The organism is Hymenobacter nivis, from assembly GCF_006439025.1.
GTDB lineage: Bacteria > Bacteroidota > Bacteroidia > Cytophagales > Hymenobacteraceae > Hymenobacter > Hymenobacter nivis_A.
Map to the genome: position 1 here is coordinate 985,468 of NZ_RCYZ01000001.1, position 23,586 is coordinate 1,009,053.

The following is a 23,586-nucleotide window of genomic DNA, read 5'->3' on the forward strand; positions in this document are numbered from 1 at the left end:
TCCCTACCCGAAAATCCGTATTTATGAAATTCCCCTTGTACTTCTCGTTGGGCCTGGCCGCGGCCGCCGGCCCGGCCCTGGCGCAGCAACTGCCCGTGCCCCTCGAAGAAGTGGCCTCGTTTGGCCGCCAGCAGCCGCTGGGCGTGGGCGTGTCGCACCAGGGACGTGTGTTCGTCACGTTTCCGAAGAAGAAAAAGGACTACGACTTTGCCCTGGTGGAGCTGGTGAACGGCCAGCGCCGCCCCTATCCCAACGCCGACTGGAACCGCTGGGACTCGCTCCAGGCCCCCAACCGATTCGTGAACGTGCAGGCCGCCGTGGTTGATGCCACCGACAACCTCTGGGTGCTCGACCCCAGCAACCCCGACGACGAAGCGCCGCTCATCGCCGGCATCAAGCTGGTGAAAATTAACCTGGCCACCAACAAAGTGGAGCGCATCTACCGCTTCGAGGACCTGCCCCGTGAGCGCACCGGCCTAAATGACGTGCGCGTGGACCCAGGGCGCCAGGTGGCGTACTTGTCGGAGCCCAAGCTGGCGGCCCTCGTGGTGCTGGATTTGAAAACGGGCAAGAGCCGCTTGGTGCTGCAAGGCCACAAATCGGTGATGACGGAGCCGGGTTTCGTGCTGCGCATCGACGGCAAGGAAGTGAAGGACAAGACGGGCAAGCCGTTCAGCAGCAACGTAAACGGCATTGCGCTGACCCACGACTTCAAGTACCTCTACTACCGGGCCATCAACCAAACCAAGCTCTACCGCATCGAAACCGAGTACCTGCGCAACCCGGCCCTGAGCCCGGCCGAGGTGGCGGCGCACGTGGAAACGGTGGGCGAAGACGGCGTCTCGCACGGCATGCTGGCCGACGATGCGGGTAACATCTATACCTCCGACTCCCCCAACCACGCCATCCAGCGCGTGACGCCCGCCGACCGCTTCGAAACCGTAGCCCACGACCCGCGCCTGCTCTGGCCCGACACGTTTGCCCTGGGCCCCGGCGGCTACCTCTACCTCACGGCCACCCAAATCCACCGCTTACCCAAGTGGAACAACGGCGAAGACAAGGTGGAATACCCCTTCCGCCTCTACCGCGTGAAGCTGCCGCAGGGCCCCAAATAGTAGCGCGGGCAATGGCTAGGACCCTGGCGTTCTGCCCCATATATTGCCGCCGGTTCCTATCGCCGCCCCCTCGCTACTACCGCTTTCCTATGAAAACCCAACCACCGCACTACTGGCTGTTTGGCTTCTGTTGGGCGGTGGCGCTGCTCAGCGGCTGTGGTAAAAAAAACCAGGACCCTGCGCCGACGACCGGCATTGCGGGCACGGTGCAGGTACTTGACCAGAACAGCAAGGGCATATCCAAAGACGGTGTGACGGTGACGGTGCTGAACACCACGCCCGTGCTCACGGCCACCACCAACGATGCCGGGGAATTCATCATTGGGGCCGTACCGGCTGGCACCTACACCCTGGTGTTTGCGAAGCCGGGCTTGAGCACGTTCGTGTTGATCGGCGCGGCCCATCCGCAAGCGGAAGTGATAACCCGGCTGCCCGAAACCTACACGCTGGTGCAAGAGCCCACTGTTCGGGCCTCTGCCTTGCAGGCCACCAACCTAACCGCTCGCACCGGGGGTGGGGGCCCCGTACAGGCCGTTGAATTTAAGACAACGGTAACCACGCCGCAACCCGAACTTAGGCACAGCTACGTGCTCTATTTTGGCACCACGCCCGATGTGAGCTACCTCACGGCCACCGGGTCCATCGCCCTTTATAGCGGGAGCTCGCAGGCCTCAACAGCTTATTTGTCCACCTGGACGATGAGCCGCTCCGACCTATTAGACCGCGGCTTCAGCGCTGCCAGCGGCACCAAAGCCTACGCCGTGGCATACGGTGTAGGTCTAGCGGGCAGCTTGTACACCGATTTGGTCACGGGCAACAAGGTCGACTGGCCCGGCTCCAACCTCACGCCCTCGCCCATCGTCAGTTTCACGATGCCGTAGGTCACCGCGGTCAGGAAGATATTACGCGGCGGCGTAAGTAATGCTGATTACCTCCACCACTTCCGGCGGGGGCCCCAGCGGCAGCGTGGCCGTTTTGCCCAGCTTCACGCCGATGAGGGCGCGGGCAATGGGCGCCACGAAGCCCACCTTGCCAGCCGCCACGTCGGCCTCGTCCACCCCCACGATGGTGAAGTGGCGCTCGAAGCCCACTGTGCCGCCGCTCACGGTGCGCAGCCGCACAGTGGCCCCGAAACGCACTTCCTTGGCCGGTTGGGCCTGCGGGTCAATTACTTTGGCGCTGCTGATACGCTCGGCCAGCAGCGCCAGGCGGCCGTTTAGCAGCGAGAGGCGATGGGTGCGGTCAGTGTCGTTGTCGTGGTTGGCGGCGGCGGCCGCGTGGTCGGCTTCGAGGGCCGCGTGCTCGGCGCGCAGTTGGGCCAGGCCCTGGGGCGTGACGTAGTTGGGCGTGCCCGGCGGCAGCGCGGCGCGGGGCGGCACGAGGGGCGCGGCCTGCACGTCGTCTTCTTTGGTAAATGCGCGGCTCATCGGGGTTGAACGCAGGGGCCCGGGCCGGGTTGCCGACAACCATTGTGAGACCCCGGCGGTTAAGCATCTCTGCCCGGCTCGTGCCGTGGCCGCTTGTTACCTGTTTCCGTTGCTATGAATTCATCCCCAGTGGTCCCTTCGCCACTTGCTGCAAAATCCACTGCCCCCCGCCTCGACAACGCGTTGGTCTGGCTCATGGCCCTTACCTGCGGCCTCGTGGTGGCCAACATTTACTACAACCAGCCGTTGCTGGCCGCCATCGGCCGTGCCTTCGGCGTGTCCGACAGCCAGGCCAGCCTCGTGGCCACGGCCACCCAGATAGGCTACACACTGGGCATCTTGCTGGTAGTGCCGCTCGGCGACATGCTGGAGCGCAAGCGCCTGATTTTATGGATGCTGCTCGGGGCCGCGGGCTGCCTGGGCCTGGTGGCCGGGGCCCCCAGCTTCGGGGTGTTGGCGGGAGCCAGCGTGCTGGTGGGCATCTGCTCGGCGGTGCCGCAGCTGCTGCTGCCCATGGCCGCCCACCTGGCCCCGGAGGAAAGCCGCGGCCGCATCGTGGGCCGCATCATGAGCGGCTTGCTGGTCGGCATCCTGCTCTCGCGCACGGCTAGTGGCTACGTGGGGGCCCACTTCGGCTGGCGCGTAGTGTTTGAAGGCGCGGCGGTACTCATGCTGGCGCTCACGGCCCTGCTGGCCTGGCGCCTGCCCACCGACCGCCCCAACTTTGCGGGCACCTACGGCTCGCTCATGCGCTCCCTCATCACGCTGGCGCGCGAGCTACCCGACCTGCGGCGCTCGGCCCTGGTGGGGGGCAGCGTCTTCGCCGCGTTCAGCGTGTTCTGGACGACGCTGGTATTTTACCTCGGTAGCCCAGCCTACGGCTACGGCAGCGACGTGGCGGGTTTTTTTGGGCTGGTGGGGGCCGCCGGGGCCCTGGCCGCGCCGCTGGCCGGCGGCCTCACCGACCGGCGCGGGGCGGTGTACGCCGTCACGGCCGGGCTGGTGCTGGCGCTGGCCTCGTACCTACTGCTGGGGCTGGGCGGCGGCTACTTGGCCGGGCTGGTGCTGGGCATTTTGCTCCTCGATGTGGGCGTGCAGTCAGTCCACATTTCCAACCAGACGCTCATCTTTTCGCTGCGCCCCGAGGCCCGCAGCCGCCTCAACACGGTGTACATGACGGGCTACTTCACCGGCGGCTCGCTGGGCTCCATCGCCGGCGGCCTGGCCTGGACGCACTTCAGTTGGGCCGGCGTGTGCTTGGTGGGCAGCGCCTTCGTAGCCCTGGCGCTGGCGCTGCATCGGCTTTATGGGCGGTAGAATTTGGACGTTGTCAACCGCCTCTCCTTTCATCAAGGCCTTGCGTACCCGGCCATTAAGTAGCCCCAGCGGAGTGACCCATCGGTAGCATTCAATCTGTTATCAGCACAAAAGCCCCAGCGGGGCGACCCTACCGTTTGGGTCGTTCCGCTGGGGCTTTATCATTGACTTACAGCCATTTTCTACCGATGGGCTGTTTCGCTGGGGCCCTTGAATGACCGGATGCAAAAGTCTTACCCCAACCGCTCAATGCACGTCGCCAAGCTGGTGCGCCAGTGCGGGATGGCCACGCCGAGCACCGTTTTAGCCTTGGTCTTGTCCATCACGGAATAGGCGGGGCGGGTGGCTTTGGTGGGGTACTCGGCGGTGCGGATGGGCACGGTTTTCACCGGGGTGCCGCTCAGCTCGAAGATGGCCGTGGCGAAGTCGTACCACGACGTAACGCCTTCGTTGCTATAGTGGTAGATGCCGTATTGCTGGCTTTGCGACTCGATGATGGTGAGGATGCAGCCGGCCAGGTCGATGGCGTAGCAGGGCGTGCCGGTCTGGTCCCAGATGACGCGCATTTCGTCGCGGTCCTGGCCCAGGCGGAGCATGGTTTTCACGAAATTGTTGGCGTATTCGGAATACAGCCAGCTCGTGCGCAGGATGAAAAACTGGCTCGTGTGGGCCCCAATCACCTGCTCACCTTCGAGCTTGGTGAGACCGTACACGCTGATGGGCTCGGCGGCGTCGGTTTCCACCAGGGGCGTGTTGCCGGTACCGGCAAACACAAAATCGGTCGAAATCTGGATGAGCGTGGTGCCGAACTCGCCGCACAGCCGGGCCAGGTTTTCCACCCCGTCGCGGTTGACTTTGCGGGCCAGGTCTACCTCGTCCTCGGCCTTGTCCACGGCCGTGTAAGCGGCGCAGTTGATGCAGTAGGCTGGCTTGTGCTGCTCAAACAGGGCCCGTAACTTATCGGGGGCGAGGATGTTGGCGTCGGCCTCGGGCGGAAAGATCAGGCCCGGCGTGTTGCGCTCCTTGGCCACGTGCGCCAGGCACTGCCCCAATTGCCCGGAGGCCCCAAAAATCAGCGTGTCAGCCATCAATCAACTGTAAAAAGGTGGAGAAGAAGGGAAAGCCGCGCACTGCGCTCCTCCCCCTTCGGCCCGTAAAAGTAACCGCGCCCGCGCCTTACTCCGTGCCTAGCAGCGGGGCCCTGGGGTGGGCGGGCGCTTGTTTTGGATGGGCTGGAAGGGTTGGGCACGCGGTTGCTTCTCGCTCAGGTACTTCCAGTAGCGCAGGGGCATGTGGCGGCGGTGCAGCTTCAGGTTGCGGCGCTCGGGGATGTTCACGTGGTCGAAATACGCCTGCCACAGCACCTGGAACAGCGGCTCGCGCTCGTCCAGCACGGTGGCGGCCACATCGGTGGCCCGGGCCGGGGCCCCGGTTTCCTCGAATTGCACAATGTCAGTGCGCGTCAAATCGTAGTACAAGCCGTAGCGGCGGCGGCGGTCGTAAATCAGCCAGCGTTGGTCGGCGTAGCGCTTGGTGAAGTGCGGGGCGATGAGCGGCAGCACGTCGTAGTCGGGCTCGATGGTGGCGTGGAACAGGCCATCGCCGGTTTTCTCAAACCGCACGAACGCCTCCATCCGGTGCTTCTCGCGGAACATCTGCTGGGCCAGGCGCTGCACCCGCCGCACGGTGGCGTCGGTGTAGTTTTCCGCAATGTCGGCCGCCGTGCGCAAGGCCAGGTCCACGTACCTGAAAATCAGTAGTTCTCGTTCCGCATCTTCACTCAAAAACACGTGGTAGAGGCGGGCGCGGGCCTCTTCGGTCATCGTACGCAGCAAGCCGTCCCACACGCGGGCGGCCTGGGTTTCGTCGGTGGCGCGGTGCGCGGGCTGGGCAAACAGGCCCGTTTGGGCGGTGGCCTCGGGCTGGATGGAATTGGGCGCGGCCCGCCAGTCGTACACCGTGAAGAGCACCGTGAGCAGGCCCTCAAACGTGCCGTCGTAGGTGTAGTCGCGCGAGGCGGCGGTGAGGGCGGGGGCCCCCACGGGCCGGGCTGCCGCGGGGCCCACGGCCGCGGGGCGGCGCAAAGACGGGAACTTGCTCATGCCGGCGTTTCGCGTAAAAAGTCAATCAATAGCTGGTTCACCTGCGCCGCTTCCTCGTGCTGCACCCAATGGCTGGCGTCGAGGTACGTCAGCCCCCCATCGTCGCAATACGCCAAGCTTTCCTGGGCCAGGTTGGCGTTCAAAAACGCATCGCGCCGCCCCCAGATGATGTGCAGGGGCCCCACCACACGCCCCGCCGGGGCTTGCCGGCCAAACCGGGCCGCGGCCCGGTACCAGTTAATCATGCTGCGCAGGGCCCCCGGCCGGGTCCAAGCGGCCCGATATTCTACCAAATCCGCGTCGCTGAACGTGCCGGGGCGGCTGGTGCGCCGCAGCGCCTGGCGCGCCAGCCACGCGCCGCGCAACCGCGCCAGGGTTTCGGGCAGCCACGGCAGCTGGAAAAAGAACACGTACCAGCTCTTGAGCAGTTGCCGCGGCTGCCGGCGCAGGGCCCCGGCCAGCGCCCGCGGGTGGGGCACGTTCAGCACGGCGGTGCGGCGGATGCGGGCGGGAAAGTTGGCGGCCAGGTGCCAGGCCACGGCCGCGCCCCAGTCGTGGCCCACTACGGCGGCGGTGGTGCGGCCGGCGGCGTCGAGCAGGCCCAGCACATCGGCGGCCAGCTCATTGATGGCGTAGGCGCGCACGGGGCGCGGCTTGTCGCTCAGGTTGTAGCCGCGCTGGTCGGGGGCCCACACGCGGTAGCCGGCGTCGGCCAGGGCCCCCAGCTGCTGCCGCCACGCGTACCAAAACTCGGGGAAACCGTGCAGAAGCACCACCAGGGGCCCCGCGGCGGGGCCGCACTGCACCACGTGCAGCGTCAAGCCATTGGTAGGCACAAAGTGATGTTCGAGCGGGTAGGCCATAAGCGCATACCGCGGGCCGGGGCCCCAGGTTGCCGCCGCAGCGTGGGCGCGGCGAGTCCAGGCGGTTTTACGGTCTGTAGCGCGAACTTTTTAGTCCGCGGCTCTGGACGAGTATCTAACGATTCCCAGCAGGACGAAGCAGCAACGCAGGCCATAAAGGCCGCGCTACAGCGCGCACGGCCACCAAATCCTTTAAGCAGCCTGCTGGTTTTCCTGGGTTTGGCGGGCTTCGGCCTCGGCGCGGGCCATGCCGTGGAGCTGGCGCACCAGCGGCATCAGCTCGCTGATGTGGCAGCAGCACGAGAGGCGCGGGGCTTTGCCGGGGCCCCCATAGGCGAAGGCGCGGGCAACGTTTTGACGGTGCGAAACTTTCATAACCAAGGCGTTAAAGGGCGAAACTAAAAAGTCAATTAGCTGGCTTGGGCAAACAGATCGAGCTGCTGCGTGACCAAGGCTGAGCGCACCGAGCCGGCCCCGAACAGGATCTGGCGGCGCACCTGCTGCTCGGTCAGCTCGCCCAGGGCGGTGCGCTGCTCGCCGCGGCAGGTAAGGAAAAATTTGGCCCGTTTCAGCACCACGCCGAAGCTGTGCAGGTGCTCCAGGGTGAGCGGGGCGAAGCGCCGGGCCGCGATGATGCGCTTGGCCGACCGGGCCCCCACACCGGGAATGCGCAGGATCATCTCAAAATCGGCCGTGTTCACGTCGATCGGAAACACGTGGCGGTTGCGCAGGGCCCAGGCCAGCTTGGGGTCAATTTCCAGGTCGAGGTGCGGGTGCGCAGGGTCGAGTATTTCGTCGGCCTGGAAGCCGTAAAAGCGCATCAGCCAGTCGGTTTGGTACAGGCGGTGCTCGCGGATCACGGGCGGCTGCGTCACCTGAGGCAGGCGGGCGTCGTCGGTCACGGGCACGTAGCCCGAGTAGTACACGCGCTTCAGGCCGTAGCCCTGGTAGAGCGAGTCGGAGAGCTTGATGATTTGCAGGTCGGTTTCGCCGCTGGCCCCCACGATGAGCTGGGTAGTTTGGCCCGCGGTAGCGAAGGCCGGCACCTTCTTGAAGAGCGCCTTTTCTTCCTTATTCTGAATAATGCCGTCCCGAATCTGGGCCATCGGCGTCAGAATCTCCTGGTAGTTCTTCTCCGGCGCCAGCGTTTGCAGGGCCAATTCCGAGGGCAGCTCAATGTTCACGCTCAGGCGGTCGGCGTAGAGGCCGGCTTCCTGAATCAGCTCTTCGGAGGCCCCGGGGATGGTTTTGACGTGGATGTAGCCGTTGAATTTGTGCTCGGTGCGCAGCGTTTTCACAATTCGCACCAGGCGCTCCATCGTGTAGTCGGGGCTGCTGAAAATGCCGGAGCTCAGGAACAGCCCTTCGATGTAGTTGCGGCGGTAGAAGTTGATGGTCAGGTCCACGACTTCCTCCACCGTGAAGGCGGCACGCTTCACGTCGTTTGAGCGGCGCGACACGCAATAGGCGCAGTCGAAGATGCAGTGGTTGGTGAGCAGGATTTTGAGCAGGCTCACGCAGCGGCCATCCTCGGTGTAGCTGTGGCAAATGCCCATACCTTCGGCATTGCCCAGGCCCTTGCCTTCATTTTTGCGCTTGCCGCCGCTGCTGCTGCACGAAGCATCGTACTTCGCGGCATCGGCTAATATGCTTAGTTTTTCCTGAATGCGCTCGTTCATCGGGAATGGCTGCTTTTCGGTGTTAAAAGTAGTGCAAATCCCGCTAACGGGCAATACCTGTCAAGCTAATTTTATTAGAAAAAGTTTCTTAGCAGGCGTTCTTTAGCCTAGAGTTCTGCTAAAGTGGGCCCCAGCCTTGCGTATCTTGCTTATGGCTGCTCAAGGGGCCCTGTTTATGTTGTTGCGCGGCACCGTCTTTCTTTTTTTACTGCTGGGGCTGGGCGGCGCGGCGTGGGCGCAGTCGTTCGACCCACGCTCGGCGGTGCCGCCTGACTCGCTGCGCACCGACGCCGCCCTGCGCCGCGAGCAGCTCGACTCGCTGCGCCGCGACTTCGACGAGCAGCGCCTGCGCCTGAAATTGCAGGCCTACACCCGGCGCAAAACCATCGTGGGGCGGGCGGCGGCGGCGGCCCTGCGCCTCACCCGCCCCAAGGAGGAAAACGCGGGCCTCGACGCCGTGCTGCTCGACCGGCAGTTCGACCGCCACACCTTCAAGGTAGTGCGCCGCGTGACCGTGCGGCCCAACGACGCGTTCGGCTACAGCCTCACCGACTCGACGCGCCAGCCCCGCTCGCTGCTCGACCGCACCGGCAACTGGGTGCACATCCGCACGGCGCCCTCGCGCATCCGGCAGGTGCTGCTGTTTCGGCCGGGCCAGCGGCTGGCCCCCCAGGCCCTGGCCGAATCGGAGCGCCTGCTGCGCCAGACCGATGAAATCCTCGACGCCCGAGTGCTGGTGAACGAACGTACCTCGACCGCCGACAGCATTGATATTGAAGTACTTACTACCGATGTATTCAGCATCACGGGCAACTTCGAGCCCGGTGGGGCCGCCGCGGGCCGCGTGGACGTGGGCGACCAGAACTTCCTGGGCCTGGGCCACCACTTCAACAATACCTACCAGTACGGGCGCAACCTCGACCAGCGCTGGCGCTACAACGGCGACTACTCGGTGCCGTTCCGGCACTTTTTCCTAGCCCAGGCGCGCTACAACAACGAGTTCCGCGACGAGCACGGCGGCGTGTCGCTCCAGCGGGACTTCTACTCGGTGAATACGCGCTACGCCGGGGCCCTGTCGATGGATTCCTACAATCAGCAAATCACCCTCACGGTGCAGCAGCCGGGTGAAATCCTCACCTACTACAACCTGCGCTACAACCGGCAAGACCTGTGGGTGGGCCGGTCGCTGCGCCTGCGCTCCTACGACCTGGGCTACGAAAACCCGGGCCGCCTCATCGTGGCCACCCGCTTCACCCGCACCGACTACACCGTGAGCCCCAGCCCCGACTACCGCAACACGAACCTGATTTTGGGCACCGTGGGCTACTCCGTGCGGCGCTATTACAAGGACCGCTACCTGTTCGGCTTCGGCCGCACCGAGGACGTGCCCACCGGCACGCTGCTCAGCTTCACGGCGGGCCTCGACGCCAACGCCGTGGTGCCGCGCCGCTACTTCGACATACGCTTGGCGGCGGCCGTGTTCAGCCAGCGCCACGGCTACCTGTTCGGCAACCTGGAGTTTGGCACCTTCCAGCGCCTGGCCGACCATAGTGCCTGGGAGCAGGGCCTGCTCAACGCCCAAACCACGTACTTCACCCGCCTCTACCGGCTGGGCAACTACCAGTACCGCCACTTTTTGGGCACCACCACCACGGCGGGCTTCAACCGCCGGCCGGGCGAGCTGCTGCAAGGCATCTCCGATGAGCGGGGCATTCGGGGCTTTTCGCCGTCGGTGCCCATCCTGGCCACCAGCCGCTTCGCCTTCAATTACGAAACCACTGTGTTCACGCCGCTCTCGCTGCTAGGCTTCCGGGTGGCCGGCGTGGCCTTTGCCGACGCCGCCTGGATCGGTGAGAAAGTGGGCGGCGGCTCGCCCTTTGGCAACACGCCCTACACGGGCTTCGGCTTGGGCCTGCGCCTGCGCAACGAGTTCACGGCCCTGCGCACGTTCCAGATTTTGGTGGGCTACTACCCCCGCGGCCTCGTGTCGGCCAACGGCCTGCGCGTATTCGAAACCGCCCGCGAAACCGTTCAATTCACCGACTTCGGCGTGGGGGCCCCCGGCGTCACCATCTACCAGTAGGGCCCCCGGCTGGCGGTTACGGAAGCGGCCCGCTACGCCGCCATTCGCGCCGTGCCACCAGGGGCCCAAGCTATGCTTGCAGCACTTGGCCCCGCGTATTGCTTTTGCTGCGCTACGGCAGCCAAGCCCGGGCACAAAAAAAGGGCAAGCCGCCGCTTGCCCTTTTGTGAAGAATTGCCCACAGCTTTTGCCGGGGCAGGGCCAATAATTGGTCCCAAACTATATTTATCTAATGATCAGTTAAATACAGTAAATCATTTCTGCGTGTCGAAGTTGATGGGGATGGTGCAGGCCACGCGCACGGCCTGGCCCTGCTGGCGAGCGGGGGCCCAATTGGGCATGAGCCACACCAGGCGCAGGGCCTCCTCGTTGAGGCCGTAGCCGGGGCCCCGCACCACGTGGGCGTCGGTCACGCGGCCTTCGCGGTTCAGCACGAATGATACGTACACGCGGCCCGATACGTGCTGCCGCATCGCGGCCTCGGGGTAGCGAATGTTTTTGGTGAGGTAGGTGGTCAGCGCGGCGTCGCCGCCGGCGAAGGCGGGGCGGCTGTCGGTGTTAACATAAATAGAGTCGGGCGACACAATGGACGCCGGGGCCAGGGCGTCACCGCCGCCGGCGTGCGCGCCGGTCGTCAGAATGCCCTGGGCTTGCACCCGCCCCGCGCCAATCAGCAGCACGGCTATCAGAAATAGAAATTGCGTAAAGTTTTTCATACCAATAGTATTTTGTGGTGAATAACTTGGTTCTTTTTAAACGCCCTACGTTCAAATTTACAGCACTTTACGGGCATTAATGCAAGCAAAATATTAATTTTTTTATTGTCCACTTTAGTCTTTAAAAATTGCACTTGTACCGGCCGTAGCTTTGCGCTTCCGGCGGGGCCCGCCCGCTTCTTCTCTGCTTTTCTTTATGAACCTCGGCGATTACAACGACCTCGAAGTAGCCCGCGCCACCAGCGTCGGCCTCTACCTTACGTCCGACGACGGCGACTTGCTGCTGCCCAACAAGTACATCCCCGAGGGCACACAGGTGGGTGACGTGCTGCGCGTGTTCGTATACCGCGACTCGGAGGACCGCCTGATTGCCACCACCCTGCGGCCACTGGCGCTGGTCAACTCCTTCGCCGCCCTGGCCGTGCGCGACCACGGCCCCGCCGGCTCGTTCCTGGAGTGGGGCCTGGAAAAAGACCTGCTCCTGCCCTTCCCCAACCAGCGCCGCGACCTGCGCGTGGGCGAGCGGGTGTTCGTGTTTGTGTACCTCGACGAGGAAAGCGACCGGCTGGTGGCCTCGGCCAAGTGGAAGAAGTTCTTGTCTTCCGAGCCATTCCCCGGCCAGCCCGGCGACGCCGTACGCCTAATGGTAGCCGACGAAACCGACCTGGGCTACCCCGTCATCGTCGACGGCACGCACCAAGGCCTACTCTTTCACAACGAAGTGTTCCGGCCCCTGCGGCTGGGCGAAACCATCCCGGGCTTCCTGCGGCAGGTGCGGGCCGATGGCAAGCTCGACGTGCGCCTCCAGCGCGAGGGCTACGGCGAGGTTGAAACCGCCGCCGCCACGCTGCTGGCGGCCCTGCGCGGGGCCCCCGGCGGCACGCTGCCCATCGGCGACAAAAGTGAGGCCGACGACGTATACCGCCGCGTGGGCATGAGCAAAAAAGTCTTCAAAAAAGCCCTGGGGGCCCTATTCAAGCAAGGCGCCGTGGAGCTGGCCCCGCTCGAAACCCGCCTGCGCGCTTGATTTATCAGCCAATAGGCTTGTATCCCGAATTAGAGTAAGTAGGCCGTCATGCAGAGCGCAGCGAAGCATGACGGCCTTTTTTGTGACACCGCTCAACGAAAAACACCCGCCCCTGCAAGGGCTGGGGCCAGTGCGAGAGCGGGTGTTGGCAAGCGTGGTTGCGCTGGGGCCCCGGGGGCTACTCGGCCGCGTGCACGTAGGGCATGGCCAGGCGGCTGATGGCCAGCGGCCGTTTTCTGCACCTGGCTGGGACCCTACTGGGCCAGCAGCGCCGTGGGCCACCGCCAGCATACCCGCCGCGGGGCCGGCGCCATGCTGGCCCGCAGCCGCGCAAAAATGGCAGCCTTGGTGGCAGCCTCGGGGCCCAGCTGGTCGGCGTCCCAGGGCAGGTCGGGCATCTCGGCGGTGGCTAGGTAGGCCCCGAAGCGGGCGCGCTCCTCCGCCGAGCCGGTGCCGGTCAGATGCTTCTCGTAGAGCGCAATGTATTCTTCTTCGGTCGTGGCAGGGGCCCAGCGTGGTGCAGAGGGCGGCTACCTGAGGAGTGTCGTTTTGGGCCCCCCAACACGCACACTTTTTCTAAATAAATTTGAATAATTTCTTTAGAAAAATCATAAGTGGTTAATTTGCAGCAGCTAATTTCTGCGCGTTGCCGCTACATCTGGCCACTTGCTTTCCTGGCAAACGCTGCCGGTGAGCCCTGCAAAGTGGGCGGAGCCGGGGCTCCGGCTCCGGCGCCGCCCGCCTCCCCTGCTTCCCCCTTTCGCCCGCTTCCCTGCTTGTTTCGGACGCTGCTTTGTAGGAGGCCATCCAGCGCGGCGAGGCGGCGGCATCTGCAATGGTCTACGACCGCTACTGGCGGCGCACCTGCGCGGCGACCTACGCCCGCCTCGGCGACCAAGTGGTGTGCGAGGACATTGTGCAGGACATTTTCCTGACGCTCTGGACCGAGCGGACGCGCTTGCAGATTGCGGCGTTTCCGGGGCACCTGGCGGCGGCCGTCCGCTATCAGGCCGCCCGCTACCAGCGCGCCGCCGATGCCAGCCCTTTGCGCTACGCCGATGCCCTCGACACGCTGAGCACCGACGCCGCTCACAACCACGGCGAGTACCACCTGCTGTACCGCGACCTGAAGGGCCACGTGGCCGCCGCACTGGGCCAATTGCCGCCGCGCTGCCGCGAGATTTTCCTCCTCAGCCGCCTGCAGCACTTCTCCAACGACGAGATTGCGCAGCGCTTGTACATCTCGCGCCGCTCAGTCGAAACCCGGCTCACCACCGCCCTGCACCACCTGCGCCTCACGCTCAAACTCGTGGGGATGGTGTGGCTGCTTGTGCACCACGCGTAGCCCGGCCTGTGCGGGCCGCCGGGGCCCCAATTCACTAGTTTGGTCCGCGGTATTTTTTCAAGACGTAAAACATTATCCAGCAAATAATTAAATAATTTCAACAGATAGTAACACCGCCTCCACCGGGGCCTTAAAAAAACGGCCGTCGGGCCTTGCAATGCTGCGCTTATTGGGTAGCTTCGGCCCTTACTTTTTATACTATGATGCTACCGCTAATCACCTATAATACCTGCCTGCTGAGCCCGGCGCACGGCACGCATTTATACTACAACGACCCCACCCACCACTACCCCATGGTGTGCGGCGGCTCGAGCCTCGACCGCCTGCCCATGCTCGTGTGCACGGCCCACAGCGCCACGCACGTTGAGTTCGATGGCGTGCTCTTTGAGCTTGGCGAGTGGGTGAGCTGCCCGCAGTGCCGCGCCCGCTACCAGGCCGGTTTTGCGTCGGCGGCGCTGCCCACGCTCACCGCCGAAGCAGCCCTGCCGCTGCGCCTCGTGTCCAACTAAACCGGGGCCCCGGCGCGGGCGGCCCATATTCTTTGCATTTTGCGGGCCGGCGCGCCGGTGCATGCGGCGGCCGAGCCCGTAAAGTGCAACAACCGATTTTACTCGCCGCGGCGCTGCTGCTGGGCGCGCCGGCCTGCCTCAGGGCCCAGCCCACGTGGGCCAAGGTCAAGGAGGAGATGGTTTTTCCGCAGCCGCCCTTCCGGCAGTGCCACGCCTCCACGCTGGTACAAGCCGCCGATGGCCACCTGCTGGTAGCCTGCTTCGGCGGGGCTAACGAGGGGGCCCCCGACGTAGGCATTTGGCTGACGTCCCTCGGCAGCAAGGGCCCGGCCGCGCCGCGGCAAGTGGCCACCGGCGCCGTGGGCGACACGCTGCGCTACCCCGCCTGGAACCCGGTGCTGTTCCGGCCGCGCGGGGCCGGGCCGCTGTTTTTGTTCTACAAAGTGGGCCCCAACCCGCGCGAATGGTGGGGCATGGTGAAGACCTCGGCCGACAACGGCGCCACGTGGTCGGGGCCCCGGCGGCTGCCGCCCGGGGTGCTGGGGCCCATCAAAAACAAGCCAGTACAGCTGGCCAACGGCACCATCCTCTCGCCGTCGAGCCGCGAGGAGGCCAGCGGCCGCTGGCGGGTGCACCTCGAAAAATCGATGGACCAGGGCCAGACCTGGCAGGTAATTCCCGTTGACCCCGGCTCGGCGCTCGACGTCATTCAGCCCAGCATTTTGGTGCACCCCGGCGGCCGGCTTCAGCTGCTGTGCCGCAGCAAGCAGGGCGCGGTGGTGCAGGCGTGGTCGGAAGATGGCGGCAATACGTGGGGAAAACTATCCAAAACAACCCTGCTGAATCCCAACTCGGGCACCGACGCCGTTACCCTGCGCAACGGCTCGTTCCTGATCGTGTACAACCCCGACGTGCCGGGCAAGGACTGGTTCAACGGCCGCAGCAAGCTGCGCGTAGCCGCCTCCGCCGACGGCGTGGCGTGGCACGACGTGGCCGTGCTGGAAAACGGCACCACCGAAGAATTCAGCTACCCGGCCATCATCCAAACCACCGACGGCCTGGTGCACATCACCTACACCTACGACCGCAAAAACATCAAGCACGTGGTGCTCAGGGCCCCCAAATGATGGCTGGCACGTTTTCAGGGCCACTGCCCGGGGCCTTGGGTTGGACGTTGCGCCCGTCTTAGCGGTGGGGTAGCTATTTTGGGCCGCATGCGTACACGGCTGGGGCCCCGGGCGGCTACTTCCCGCCCGCGGGGCCCCGCACCATGCAAAAAACTGCCCTCCTGGCTGGGGCCACCGGCCTCATTGGCGCGGCCCTGCTGCCGCTGCTACTCGCCGATGTCCGCTACGCCAAAGTGGTGGTGGTGGGGCGGCGGCCCGTGGCCCTGGCCCACCCCAAGTTGGTGCAGGTCGTGACGGAGCTGAGCGATTTGGAAAGCCACCGCCTCCAGCTCATCGCCGACGACGTGTACTGCTGCCTCGGCACCACGCGCCAGCAGGCCGGCTCGAAGGAAGCGTTTTACCGGGTCGATTTCCTGTACGTGGTGCAACTGGCAGCGCTAGCGGCCAGCAACTTCGCCGGCCAGTTCTTGGTGGTGTCGAGTATTGGGGCCGACGCCGACAGCCGCGTGTACTACAGCCGGGTAAAGGGCGAGATGGAGGCCGCCGTGGGGGCCCTGCCCTTCCGGGCGCTGCACGTTTTTCGGCCGTCGCTGCTGTTGGGCCAGCGCGCCCACCCACGCCTGGGCGAGCGCATCGGGGCGGCGGCCCTGGCCCTTGCGGGGCCCCTGTTGCGCGGCAGCTGGGCCAAGTACCGGCCCGTGGCCGCCACCGCCGTGGCCGCCGCCATGCTGCGCGCCGCCCGCACCGATGCCACCGGCTTGCGCGTGCACGAGCCCGCCGGGGCCTAGCGCCGGGGCCCCGGGCCCGCGCATTGCCCCAACAAAAAACCCCGGCCGCAATGGCCAGGGTTTTCCTTTAATAGCCTAACTGATAACGCGGACGTTTATTAATAACGGCGGCCGTAATAGCCGCGGGGGCGGCCGTAGTAGCCGCGGGGGGGGCCGTAGTAAGGGCGCGGCGCGTAGTAGTAGGGGGCAGGGTACACCACGGGCACGGGCGGGGCGTAGTACACGGGCGGGGCCACCACCACCGGGCGCGGGGCGTAGTAGCGGGGGCGGTAGTAGGGCCGCGGGGCGTAGCCGCCACCAAGGGAAATGCCTACCCGCACCTGGGCCGAAGCCGCACCGCTGCTGAGCAGCAACAGGAATAGCGCCGAAACGAACATCATGGACTTGCTACGCATAGGATGGAAGCGCCGAAGCGCCTGGTTTAGAAGATGAAAGAAGGACGAACGATGAATAGGTTTGCAAATAAAATGCCAGGTTATGCTTGGTTAGAGGGCCCCCACCGGCCCGGGTTTAATGGGCCCTGATGGATTTTTTACGCGCAGGGCACAAAAAAAGTGGCGCACCCGGGGGTGCGCCACTTTTTTGGGGCGGCCAAGGGCCCGCCGGCTTACTTCGTGTACGTCTGGTTGAGGTAGGCGAGCACGGGCGTGGTGAGGTCAAGGTCTTTGCGACCGTAGGCGATGGTGCCGCTGGGGGCAGCCACCAGGATGAGCTTGTAGCCGTGGGCTTTGCCGTAGGCTTCCACCTTCTTGTTCACGCTGCCCAGCACGCGCTGGGTGAGCTTGCCTTCTTCTTCCTGGGCCAGGGCTTGCAACTTCTGCTGCTGCTCGCCCGACTGCTGCTGCTGGGCTTGGAGCTTCTGCTCGGCAGCGGCGCGCTGCTCGGGCGTGAGGCTGGGGGCCTGCTTCTGGTAGGCCTCCACGGCGGTGCGGAAGTTGGTGACCAGCACCTGGTTCTGGCGCTCCCAGCCCTTGGCCTTCACCTCAAACGAGCGGCGGGCGTCCTTCATGCCCTGATAGCCGTCGAGCAGCTTGGCCGACTCGATGTAGGCAATTTGGTCGGCGTTGGCGGCAGCTTCGGCGGCGGGCACGGTGGGCGGCGTCACGGGCTGCTCGGCCACGGCGGCCAGGGTGGTAGTATCGGCCGGGGCAGCGGCGGCGGCTTCGGTGGTGGCAGGGGCGGCGGCCACGGCCGGGGCGGCGGGCTGGCGGAAGTGCAGGAAGTACAGCACGGCCACGGCCACGAGCAGCACGGCGTTAAACGCCAGTTGGAGCGGGTTTTTCATGAAAACAAAAAGTAAAAGATGCACAAAAGTACGGCCGGGGGCCCTCACCCCGGCAAACCGATGTGCAGCAGGGCATCGCCCTGGTTCACCACGGGCATGTAGTTGAGGCCCACCACGTAGCCGCTCACCGGCGATTCGAGGCGCACGGTGCGCTCGCCGTAGGGGTCGGCCACGGAGCCGTACACCTGGCCCTTCTGCACGTAGTCGCCATTTTGCACCAGCGAGCGCCACAGGCCCGCAAACCGCGCCCGCAGCCAAGTGTGGCGCAGGCACACCACGCCAGCCTGCGCGGGCGGCGGCGCGGCGGGCCCCATGCCCAGGTGGTGCAGCACGCGCAGGGTACCGGCCACCGCCATTTCCACCCCGGCGTCGTCGATGCGCAGGCTCTCGCCAGTTTCGTACACAATCAGGCGCTTGCCCAGGCGCTGCGCAGCCTCGCGCAGCGAGCCGGGCCGCAGGGCGGCGTGCAGCGTAAATGGGGCCCCGAAGGCAGCGGCCAGTGCGTCGGTCACGGGGTCCACGTCCAGCTCGCAGCGCACCTGCGGGTGGTTGGCCCGGGCCGCGCCGCCGGTGTGGAAATCAATGCCGTAGTCGATCAGGGGCATGATTTCGCGCATGAAGCGATGGGCCACGCGGCTGGCCAGCGAGCCGCGTGGCGACCCCGGAAACGAGCGGTTCACGTCCTTGCCGTCGGGCACCTCGCGGCTAAAGTTCAGGAACCCGTAGATGTTGAAGATGGGGATGGCGATGATGGTGCCGCAGGTGGGGCGCAGCAAGTCGCGCCGCAGCATGCGCCGGATGGTCTCGATGCCGTTCACCTCGTCGCCGTGCATGCCGCCCATCAGCAGCAGCACGGGGCCCGGCACGGCCGAGCGCAGCACGTGCACCGGCACATCGATAAGGGTACCCGAGGGCAGGCGCGAAATCACCAGGCGCGTCAGTACCCGCTCGCCGGGCATGATGGTGAGGTCGTTGAGGTAGATGGGGTCGAGCGGGGGCATCGGGCAAAGGTAACGCCGGGGCCCTAGGCGGCGGGGGCGTCGGGGTGGGCATCGGTGGCCTTTTTGGCCTTGCCCTTGCTGCGTTTTTTAGCCACCAACGCGGCCGTGTAGTCGATGATGCGGCCGGCAATGTCGAGCTGCGTGGCCTTCTCGATGCCCTCCAGGCCGGGCGAGGAGTTCACCTCCAGCACCAGGGGCCCCCGCTTGCTTTGCAGCATGTCCACGCCGGCAATGCCCAGGCCCAGGGCTTTGGTGGCCAGCAGGGCGGCGGCCTTTTCGGCGCGGCTTAGCTTCACAAGGGTGCCGGTGCCGCCGCGGTGCAGGTTCGAGCGGAACTCGCCCTCCTTGCCCTGGCGCTTCATGGCGCCCACCACTTCACCGTCCACCACGAAAGCCCGCAGGTCAGCGCCTTTGCTCTCGGCAATGAACTCCTGCACGATGATGCGCGCCTTGAGGTTGTGGAAGGCTTCGATGACGGACTGGGCGGCTTTCACGCTCTCAGCCAACACCACGCCCAGGCCCTGGGTGCCTTCGAGCAGCTTGATGATGACGGGGGCCCCGCCTACTTGCTCGATCATGGCGGGCACGTCCTGCGAGAAGTTGGTGAAGGCCGTTTTGGGCATGCCCAGGCCGGCGCGGCTCAGGATTTGCATCGAGCGCAGCTTGTCGCGCGAGCGCACAATGGCCTGGCTGTCAACGGCGGTGCGCACTTTCATCATCTCAAACTGCCGCACCACGGCCGTGCCGTAGAACGTGACGGAGGCCCCGATGCGCGGCACAATGGCGTCGAAGTGAGCCAGCGGCTCGCCTTTGTAGATGATGCCGGGCTGGCCTTTTTCCAGCACTAGGTTGCACTGGAGGTGGTCGACGACTACGGCGTCGTGGCCACGGGCGGCGGCGGCGGCCACCAGGCGCTGGGTCGAGTACGATTTGGGTTCCCGCGAGAGAATGGCCAGTTTCATTGGTCGGAGAGTGAAGGTGCGGGCAGGAAAATAGGCAAAGGCAGCGGGCCGCAAGCGGGCCCGGGGCCCCTAAACAAGCGGCGCGCCCACTTGGCCGGCCCCGCCCTAAATTTAGGGCGGAACCCGGGCTACGGCGCCGCCCGGCGGGCCGCCGCCCGAACGGCTGCCTTGTGCGAAAGGTTGCGCCGGGCCACGTCCACCACGAAGCGTCCCTGGCGCAACAGGCTGCGGCCCAGCAACACGGGGTATTTCATGTCGGAGCGGTCGGAGAGCGAAAACTCGGCCCGAAAATCTTTGCCGTAGAGCCGCACCACGGCCTCAATCACGTAGCGTTCCTGCACCTCGCCGTTGGACGAGCGAATGTCGCGCCGCGTGAATTCGGCAAATTCCAGGGCCCGGCCGTCGAAGCCGGGGTGGTCGGGGTCGAGCAGGCGGCCGCGTAGCACGGGGGCCCCGGCGGGGCCGGGCGCTTCGTGCAGGTCGGTGCAGTGCAGGGCACTGGTGTAGGCCCCGGTATCCACCTTGGCTTCCACACCGAGCAGGGCGAAGCCCGGGAAATCAACCAGCTCGCGCCGGCCCACGGTGCGCTTGGCGGGGCGAGTTTTCATGCCGGCGAAGGTAGAACGCAAAACGCCCTTCCGTTGGCGGAAGGGCGTTTTGTTCGTTGTTAGTTATTCGTTGTCAGTTGTCAGTCGTTCGGGGCCCTTTGCTAATTGCCATCGACTGACAACTGACAACGAGCAACTAGTACCGCAGCTTAATAAGCCCCCTGCTGCTCGCGCACCAGGCGCTCGTACTCGCGCTGGGTGCGCTCGTCGCGGCTGTGGCCAGAATAGGCGGCCAGGCCTTGCGTCAGCAGCCCGAAGCCCCAGAAGGCCGACGTCCAGATGGGCCAGGGCAGCGGCTCGCCGCCGTGGGGCGTGAGGGCCCACAGCAACCACAGCCCGCCGTTCACGAGGCTGTAGATGAGCAGGTGGGATTGGAATTTGGTACGGGCTTTGGCTTTCTGCCACAGGTAGGGGTCGCGGGCTTGGGGTTCCATGGGCGGTGGGGTGAAGCGGTGGATGGATTTGATGCTCAAAACTATCCCGGGGCCCCGGGGCCCACAATTGCTTGTGGCCGAAGCGTCAGCTTCAGCGGACCAAGCGCCCAAAACGGTGACCGAAGCGTGGGGCCCCGGCAGCTTTTTCAGCCCTACTTTTCTTTGGCCCCTCTCCCCTTTGCTCCTGCTGTCCATGCCTACCGCCGCCGCCCTCACCGCCCGCATTCGCCTCGTGCAGGGTGACATCACCCGCCAGCCCGTGGCGGCCATCGTCAACGCCGCCAACTCCAGCCTGCTCGGCGGCAGCGGGGTTGATGGGGCCATTCACCGCGCCGGGGGCCCTAAAATCTTGGAAGAGTGCCGGCACTTGCGCGCACGGCTTTATCGCTCTGGTTTGCCAACGGGCCAAGCTGTAGCAACCACGGGTGGAAAACTACCTGCTAAGTATGTTATTCACACCGCAGGGCCAGTATGGCACGGTGGGAGACAGCACGAAGGGGAAGAATTAGCGGCCTGCTACCAAAGCTGCCTGAAGATTGCTTCGGCGCGTCAGTTCGACAGCGTAGCTTTCCCTGGCATCAGCACCGGCATCTATGGCTACCCAAAGGCCGAGGCGGCCATTGCCGTGCGCGAGGTGCGGCAGTGGCTGGGGGCCCACGCGGTGCCCGCCACGGTCACGTTCGTGGTATTCGACGACGAGAACCAGCGGCTCTACGAGCAAGCGCTGGCCGAGGCTGCCCGTAGTTAGCGGGCGGCGGGCAAGCCAGCGGCGCGGTGGCGGTTGTAGGCTTCCACAACGGCCACCATGTCGGGGTAGCGCACCTGCTCGCGCTGTAGCGCGGCCACTACCTCGGCATCGTCCTGGAAATAGTCCGTCAGCTGTTCGACGAAGTGCACACGCGATACTTTGAGAAGTTCGCCGTTGCGCCGCAGGTACCAGTGCCGCTCCTTGATGCCCCCTGCACCGGCCGCGGCCATTGCGCCACCGGCCACGGCACCTGCCACCACGGCCGTCACCAGCCCTGCCCCCGGCACGGGCACCACCATCGGGTCCACTTGCGTGTGGTTGAATAACTCCACCGGGCCATCGATGAGGCGCGTTGCGATGATGCGCTGCGGCTTGCCCTTCAGCACCATATGTTCCTGGTAAAGGCCGGCCACTTTCATCCACTTCACCTTATCCACGCTAATGGAAAGCGGCTCAGCCGCGCCGCGCCGGGTGGCTTCGGCGGTGCGGTGAAAGGCCAGCATGCCAGCGTAGCCGTTGGGATTGGGCCGCACGTACACGTAGTGCGGCTTGCCGTCGGGGCCCATTATTTCGGCCTGCGCATACTGGTGGCCCGGCGCGCTAGCGGCAGGGCTTGCCCCGGCACTGGCGGCCGAGTCGGCTACGGCCGAGCGTTGCTGGGCCAGGGCGCTTGTGCACACGCCCGCCAGCAGTGAGGTTCCCAACCCAATTATTCTCCGTGTGCGCATCCGTTTTGGTGGTACGGGCCCGTACCTACACCAGCTCGCCCACGGCTTCGATGCGCTCCTGCACTTGCTGCATTAGCCAGAGCGGGGTGCTGGTGGCGCCACAGATGCCCACAGTTTGGGCCCCGGCAAACCATTCCTCTTCCAGCTCGGTCTCGTTCTCCACGAAGTAGCTGCGGGCGTTGAACTGCTGCACCACCGAAAACAGGGCCTTGCCATTAGAGCTTTTGCGGCCGCTCACGAAGATGATAACGTCGTGCAGGGCAGCGAATTTAGCCAGCTGCGGCTCGCGGTTGCTCACCTGCCGGCAGATGCTGTCGTTGGCGTCGAAGCTATCCAGGGCCCCACCGGCGGCCTGGATGCGGGCCTCCATCAGGGCCTTCATTTTGTAGAAGCCGGCCGTGCTTTTGGTCGTCTGGCTGAAAAGCGTGACGGGCCGCGCAAAGTCAATCTGGTCGAGGTCGGCCTCCGTCATCACAATAATGGCGCGGTTGCCGGTCTGGCCCGTGAGGCCGGCCACCTCGGCGTGGCCAGGCTGGCCGTAAATCACAATTTGGCCGTCCTGGCGCTGGCTAAGGTCGAAGGCATGCTTGACGCGGTTTTGCAGCTTGAGCACCACCGGGCACGAGGCATCGATGAGCTCCAGGTTGTTGCGCAGGGCCAGGGCGTAGGTTTCGGGCGGCTCGCCGTGGGCCCGGATGAGCACCTTACAGTCGTGCAGCTCAGCGAGTTGGTCGCGGTCGATGATGCGCAGGCCCCGCTGGTGCAAGCGCTCCACCTCCATGCGGTTGTGCACAATATCGCCGAGGCAGTACAGCGTTTCCTCGTGCGCCAACTCGTCCTCGGCCATCTGAATGGCAAATTCGACGCCGAAGCAATACCCGGAATTCTTATCAATCGTGACTTCCATAGCGCTTATAAAACACGGTATAAGTAGATAGGGTTCTGGCCCGCGGCAAAGGTACGCCGGGGCCCCGGCCCTAGCCGCAACCGTGCCAGGAAGAAGCCGCGCTACGCCCGGCCGGCCGCAAACAGGGCCGACGATACCTGGTCAATCACGAAATCGACCTGCTCGCTGATGGTGATGTGGGTGGTGTCGAGCAGCACGGCGTCGGTGGCGCGGCGCAGGGGGCTTTCGGCGCGGGTCGAGTCGATGTGGTCGCGCTTGCGCAGGTTCTCGATGATGTCGTTCAAGGGCACGTGCTCGCCCTTTTCGGCCAGCTCCATTTGGCGGCGGTAAGCGCGCAGCTCCATGTCGGCGGTCATGAAAATCTTCACCTCGGCGTCGGGGAACACGGTGGTGCCGATGTCGCGGCCGTCCATCACCACGCCGCGCTTGCGGCCCATGCGCTGCTGCTGGGCCACCAGGGCGTGGCGCACCAGCGGGATGACCGAAACCTCGCTCACGGAGTTCGAAATCCGCATCTGGCGGATGTCGTCCTCGCGGTTTACGCCGTCCAGAAACAGCTCGTTGCGCCCCGTTTGGGGGTGGCGGCGGAAGCTGATGGTGAGGTCTTTGAGTACTTGCTCCACGGCGGGCAGGTCGTCGAAGGCGATGCCGTGCTCCAGCAAGTGGAGCGTAACGCCGCGGTACATGGCGCCGGTATCAACGTAGGCGTAGTGCAGCAAGTGGGCCACGGCCTTAGCGGTGGTGCTTTTGCCGCACGAGGAGTAACCATCAATGGCGATGACGAGCTGTTTCATATAGGAATGCGGGGGCCATTG

Annotated in this window: 27 protein-coding genes; 10 read left to right on the top strand and 17 right to left on the bottom strand. The window is 65.1% G+C overall.

The window, feature by feature from the left end; genetic code table 11:
* Nucleotides 1–23: 23 nt before the first annotated feature.
* Nucleotides 24–1,115 carry an SMP-30/gluconolactonase/LRE family protein gene (locus tag EAH73_RS03920; RefSeq protein ID WP_140465162.1) on the top strand — a complete coding sequence of 364 codons (1,092 nt, stop codon included), beginning with the start codon at nt 24–26 and terminating at the stop codon, nt 1,113–1,115.
* 89 nt (nt 1,116–1,204) lie between these two features.
* Nucleotides 1,205–1,996, top strand: a complete 792-nt coding sequence (locus EAH73_RS03925) for a carboxypeptidase-like regulatory domain-containing protein (RefSeq protein ID WP_161599445.1) — start codon at nt 1,205–1,207, stop codon at nt 1,994–1,996.
* 21 nt (nt 1,997–2,017) lie between these two features.
* On the opposite strand, the gene EAH73_RS03930 is transcribed toward EAH73_RS03925, so the two are convergent.
* The gene (locus tag EAH73_RS03930; RefSeq protein WP_140465164.1) at nt 2,018–2,542 is read right to left on the bottom strand and encodes a GreA/GreB family elongation factor; all 525 of its coding nucleotides are present in this window, start codon (nt 2,540–2,542) and stop codon (nt 2,018–2,020) included.
* Nucleotides 2,543–2,656: 114 nt separating this feature from the next.
* On the opposite strand from EAH73_RS03930, the gene EAH73_RS03935 reads away from it, so the two are divergent.
* A complete protein-coding gene (locus tag EAH73_RS03935) occupies nt 2,657–3,859 on the top strand; it encodes an MFS transporter (protein ID WP_140465165.1) in 1,203 nt (400 codons plus the stop codon).
* A gap of 233 nt (nt 3,860–4,092) precedes the next feature.
* On the opposite strand, the gene rfbD is transcribed toward EAH73_RS03935, so the two are convergent.
* The 5 genes from rfbD to EAH73_RS03960 all read right to left on the bottom strand — a co-directional run bounded on the left by rfbD (nt 4,093) and on the right by EAH73_RS03960 (nt 8,503).
* A complete protein-coding gene (rfbD, locus tag EAH73_RS03940; protein ID WP_140465166.1) occupies nt 4,093–4,947 on the bottom strand; it encodes a dTDP-4-dehydrorhamnose reductase in 855 nt (284 codons plus the stop codon).
* A 99-nt stretch (nt 4,948–5,046) separates the two neighbouring features.
* Nucleotides 5,047–5,961, bottom strand: coding sequence for a TIGR03915 family putative DNA repair protein (locus EAH73_RS03945; protein WP_140465167.1), 915 nt, complete (start codon nt 5,959–5,961; stop codon nt 5,047–5,049).
* On the bottom strand, nt 5,958–6,824 hold the full coding sequence (locus EAH73_RS03950; protein WP_140465168.1) for an alpha/beta fold hydrolase: 867 nt from the start codon (nt 6,822–6,824) through the stop codon (nt 5,958–5,960). Before EAH73_RS03950 ends, EAH73_RS03945 begins: the two co-directional genes overlap by 4 nt.
* A 192-nt stretch (nt 6,825–7,016) precedes the next feature.
* Entirely contained in the window at nt 7,017–7,199 is a 183-nt protein-coding gene (locus tag EAH73_RS03955; protein WP_140465169.1) for a hypothetical protein, read from the bottom strand.
* Nucleotides 7,200–7,234: 35 nt separating this feature from the next.
* Complete coding sequence (locus tag EAH73_RS03960) at nt 7,235–8,503, bottom strand: putative DNA modification/repair radical SAM protein (protein ID WP_140465170.1); 1,269 nt, start codon at nt 8,501–8,503, stop codon at nt 7,235–7,237.
* 151 nt (nt 8,504–8,654) lie between these two features.
* On the opposite strand from EAH73_RS03960, the gene EAH73_RS03965 reads away from it, so the two are divergent.
* Nucleotides 8,655–10,586: a hypothetical protein gene (locus EAH73_RS03965; RefSeq protein WP_140465171.1), complete on the top strand. Its 1,932-nt coding sequence runs from the start codon at nt 8,655–8,657 to the stop codon at nt 10,584–10,586.
* A gap of 254 nt (nt 10,587–10,840) precedes the next feature.
* On the opposite strand, the gene EAH73_RS03970 is transcribed toward EAH73_RS03965, so the two are convergent.
* Nucleotides 10,841–11,302, bottom strand: a complete 462-nt coding sequence (locus tag EAH73_RS03970; RefSeq protein WP_140465172.1) for an energy transducer TonB — start codon at nt 11,300–11,302, stop codon at nt 10,841–10,843.
* 196 nt (nt 11,303–11,498) lie between these two features.
* Here EAH73_RS03970 and EAH73_RS03975 point away from each other — a divergent pair, with 196 nt between their 5' ends.
* Nucleotides 11,499–12,329, top strand: a complete 831-nt coding sequence (locus tag EAH73_RS03975) for a S1 RNA-binding domain-containing protein (protein ID WP_140465173.1) — start codon at nt 11,499–11,501, stop codon at nt 12,327–12,329.
* A 254-nt stretch (nt 12,330–12,583) separates the two neighbouring features.
* On the opposite strand, the gene EAH73_RS22975 is transcribed toward EAH73_RS03975, so the two are convergent.
* Nucleotides 12,584–12,727 carry a hypothetical protein gene (locus EAH73_RS22975; protein WP_161599446.1) on the bottom strand — a complete coding sequence of 48 codons (144 nt, stop codon included), beginning with the start codon at nt 12,725–12,727 and terminating at the stop codon, nt 12,584–12,586.
* Nucleotides 12,728–13,164: 437 nt separating this feature from the next.
* On the opposite strand from EAH73_RS22975, the gene EAH73_RS03980 reads away from it, so the two are divergent.
* The 4 genes from EAH73_RS03980 to EAH73_RS03995 all read left to right on the top strand — a co-directional run bounded on the left by EAH73_RS03980 (nt 13,165) and on the right by EAH73_RS03995 (nt 16,098).
* Nucleotides 13,165–13,674: a sigma-70 family RNA polymerase sigma factor gene (locus EAH73_RS03980; RefSeq protein ID WP_140465174.1), complete on the top strand. Its 510-nt coding sequence runs from the start codon at nt 13,165–13,167 to the stop codon at nt 13,672–13,674.
* 200 nt (nt 13,675–13,874) lie between these two features.
* The gene (locus EAH73_RS03985; RefSeq protein ID WP_140465175.1) at nt 13,875–14,183 is read left to right on the top strand and encodes a hypothetical protein; all 309 of its coding nucleotides are present in this window, start codon (nt 13,875–13,877) and stop codon (nt 14,181–14,183) included.
* An 83-nt stretch (nt 14,184–14,266) separates the two neighbouring features.
* Nucleotides 14,267–15,310, top strand: a complete 1,044-nt coding sequence (locus EAH73_RS03990; protein ID WP_240047129.1) for a sialidase family protein — start codon at nt 14,267–14,269, stop codon at nt 15,308–15,310.
* Nucleotides 15,311–15,453: 143 nt separating this feature from the next.
* Nucleotides 15,454–16,098, top strand: coding sequence for an NAD-dependent epimerase/dehydratase family protein (locus EAH73_RS03995; RefSeq protein ID WP_140465176.1), 645 nt, complete (start codon nt 15,454–15,456; stop codon nt 16,096–16,098).
* Between the two features lie 98 nt (nt 16,099–16,196).
* Here EAH73_RS03995 and EAH73_RS04000 read toward each other — a convergent pair whose 3' ends face one another.
* The 6 genes from EAH73_RS04000 to EAH73_RS22980 all read right to left on the bottom strand — a co-directional run bounded on the left by EAH73_RS04000 (nt 16,197) and on the right by EAH73_RS22980 (nt 20,388).
* On the bottom strand, nt 16,197–16,493 hold the full coding sequence (locus EAH73_RS04000) for a hypothetical protein (protein ID WP_193560176.1): 297 nt from the start codon (nt 16,491–16,493) through the stop codon (nt 16,197–16,199).
* A 212-nt stretch (nt 16,494–16,705) separates the two neighbouring features.
* Nucleotides 16,706–17,383, bottom strand: a complete 678-nt coding sequence (locus EAH73_RS04005) for an OmpH family outer membrane protein (protein WP_140465177.1) — start codon at nt 17,381–17,383, stop codon at nt 16,706–16,708.
* A 44-nt stretch (nt 17,384–17,427) separates the two neighbouring features.
* Complete coding sequence (locus tag EAH73_RS04010; RefSeq protein ID WP_140465178.1) at nt 17,428–18,384, bottom strand: succinylglutamate desuccinylase/aspartoacylase family protein; 957 nt, start codon at nt 18,382–18,384, stop codon at nt 17,428–17,430.
* A 23-nt stretch (nt 18,385–18,407) separates the two neighbouring features.
* Complete coding sequence (rimK, locus tag EAH73_RS04015) at nt 18,408–19,346, bottom strand: 30S ribosomal protein S6--L-glutamate ligase (RefSeq protein ID WP_140465179.1); 939 nt, start codon at nt 19,344–19,346, stop codon at nt 18,408–18,410.
* Nucleotides 19,347–19,474: 128 nt separating this feature from the next.
* The gene (locus EAH73_RS04020; protein ID WP_140465180.1) at nt 19,475–19,954 is read right to left on the bottom strand and encodes an ATP-dependent zinc protease; all 480 of its coding nucleotides are present in this window, start codon (nt 19,952–19,954) and stop codon (nt 19,475–19,477) included.
* A 149-nt stretch (nt 19,955–20,103) separates the two neighbouring features.
* Complete coding sequence (locus EAH73_RS22980; RefSeq protein ID WP_161599447.1) at nt 20,104–20,388, bottom strand: 2TM domain-containing protein; 285 nt, start codon at nt 20,386–20,388, stop codon at nt 20,104–20,106.
* A 193-nt stretch (nt 20,389–20,581) separates the two neighbouring features.
* On the opposite strand from EAH73_RS22980, the gene EAH73_RS04030 reads away from it, so the two are divergent.
* The gene (locus tag EAH73_RS04030; RefSeq protein WP_140465182.1) at nt 20,582–21,136 is read left to right on the top strand and encodes an O-acetyl-ADP-ribose deacetylase; all 555 of its coding nucleotides are present in this window, start codon (nt 20,582–20,584) and stop codon (nt 21,134–21,136) included.
* Here the strand turns inward: EAH73_RS04030 and EAH73_RS04035 are convergent.
* The 3 genes from EAH73_RS04035 to cmk form a co-directional block, all read right to left on the bottom strand.
* On the bottom strand, nt 21,133–21,840 hold the full coding sequence (locus EAH73_RS04035) for a hypothetical protein (protein WP_140465183.1): 708 nt from the start codon (nt 21,838–21,840) through the stop codon (nt 21,133–21,135). The genes EAH73_RS04030 and EAH73_RS04035 overlap by 4 nt on opposite strands.
* A gap of 49 nt (nt 21,841–21,889) precedes the next feature.
* Nucleotides 21,890–22,771 (bottom strand): 4-hydroxy-3-methylbut-2-enyl diphosphate reductase, encoded by an 882-nt coding sequence (locus EAH73_RS04040; RefSeq protein ID WP_140465184.1) that lies wholly within the window; start codon nt 22,769–22,771, stop codon nt 21,890–21,892.
* A gap of 101 nt (nt 22,772–22,872) precedes the next feature.
* Nucleotides 22,873–23,565 (bottom strand): (d)CMP kinase, encoded by a 693-nt coding sequence (gene cmk, locus EAH73_RS04045; RefSeq protein WP_140465185.1) that lies wholly within the window; start codon nt 23,563–23,565, stop codon nt 22,873–22,875.
* Nucleotides 23,566–23,586: the final 21 nt, after the last annotated feature.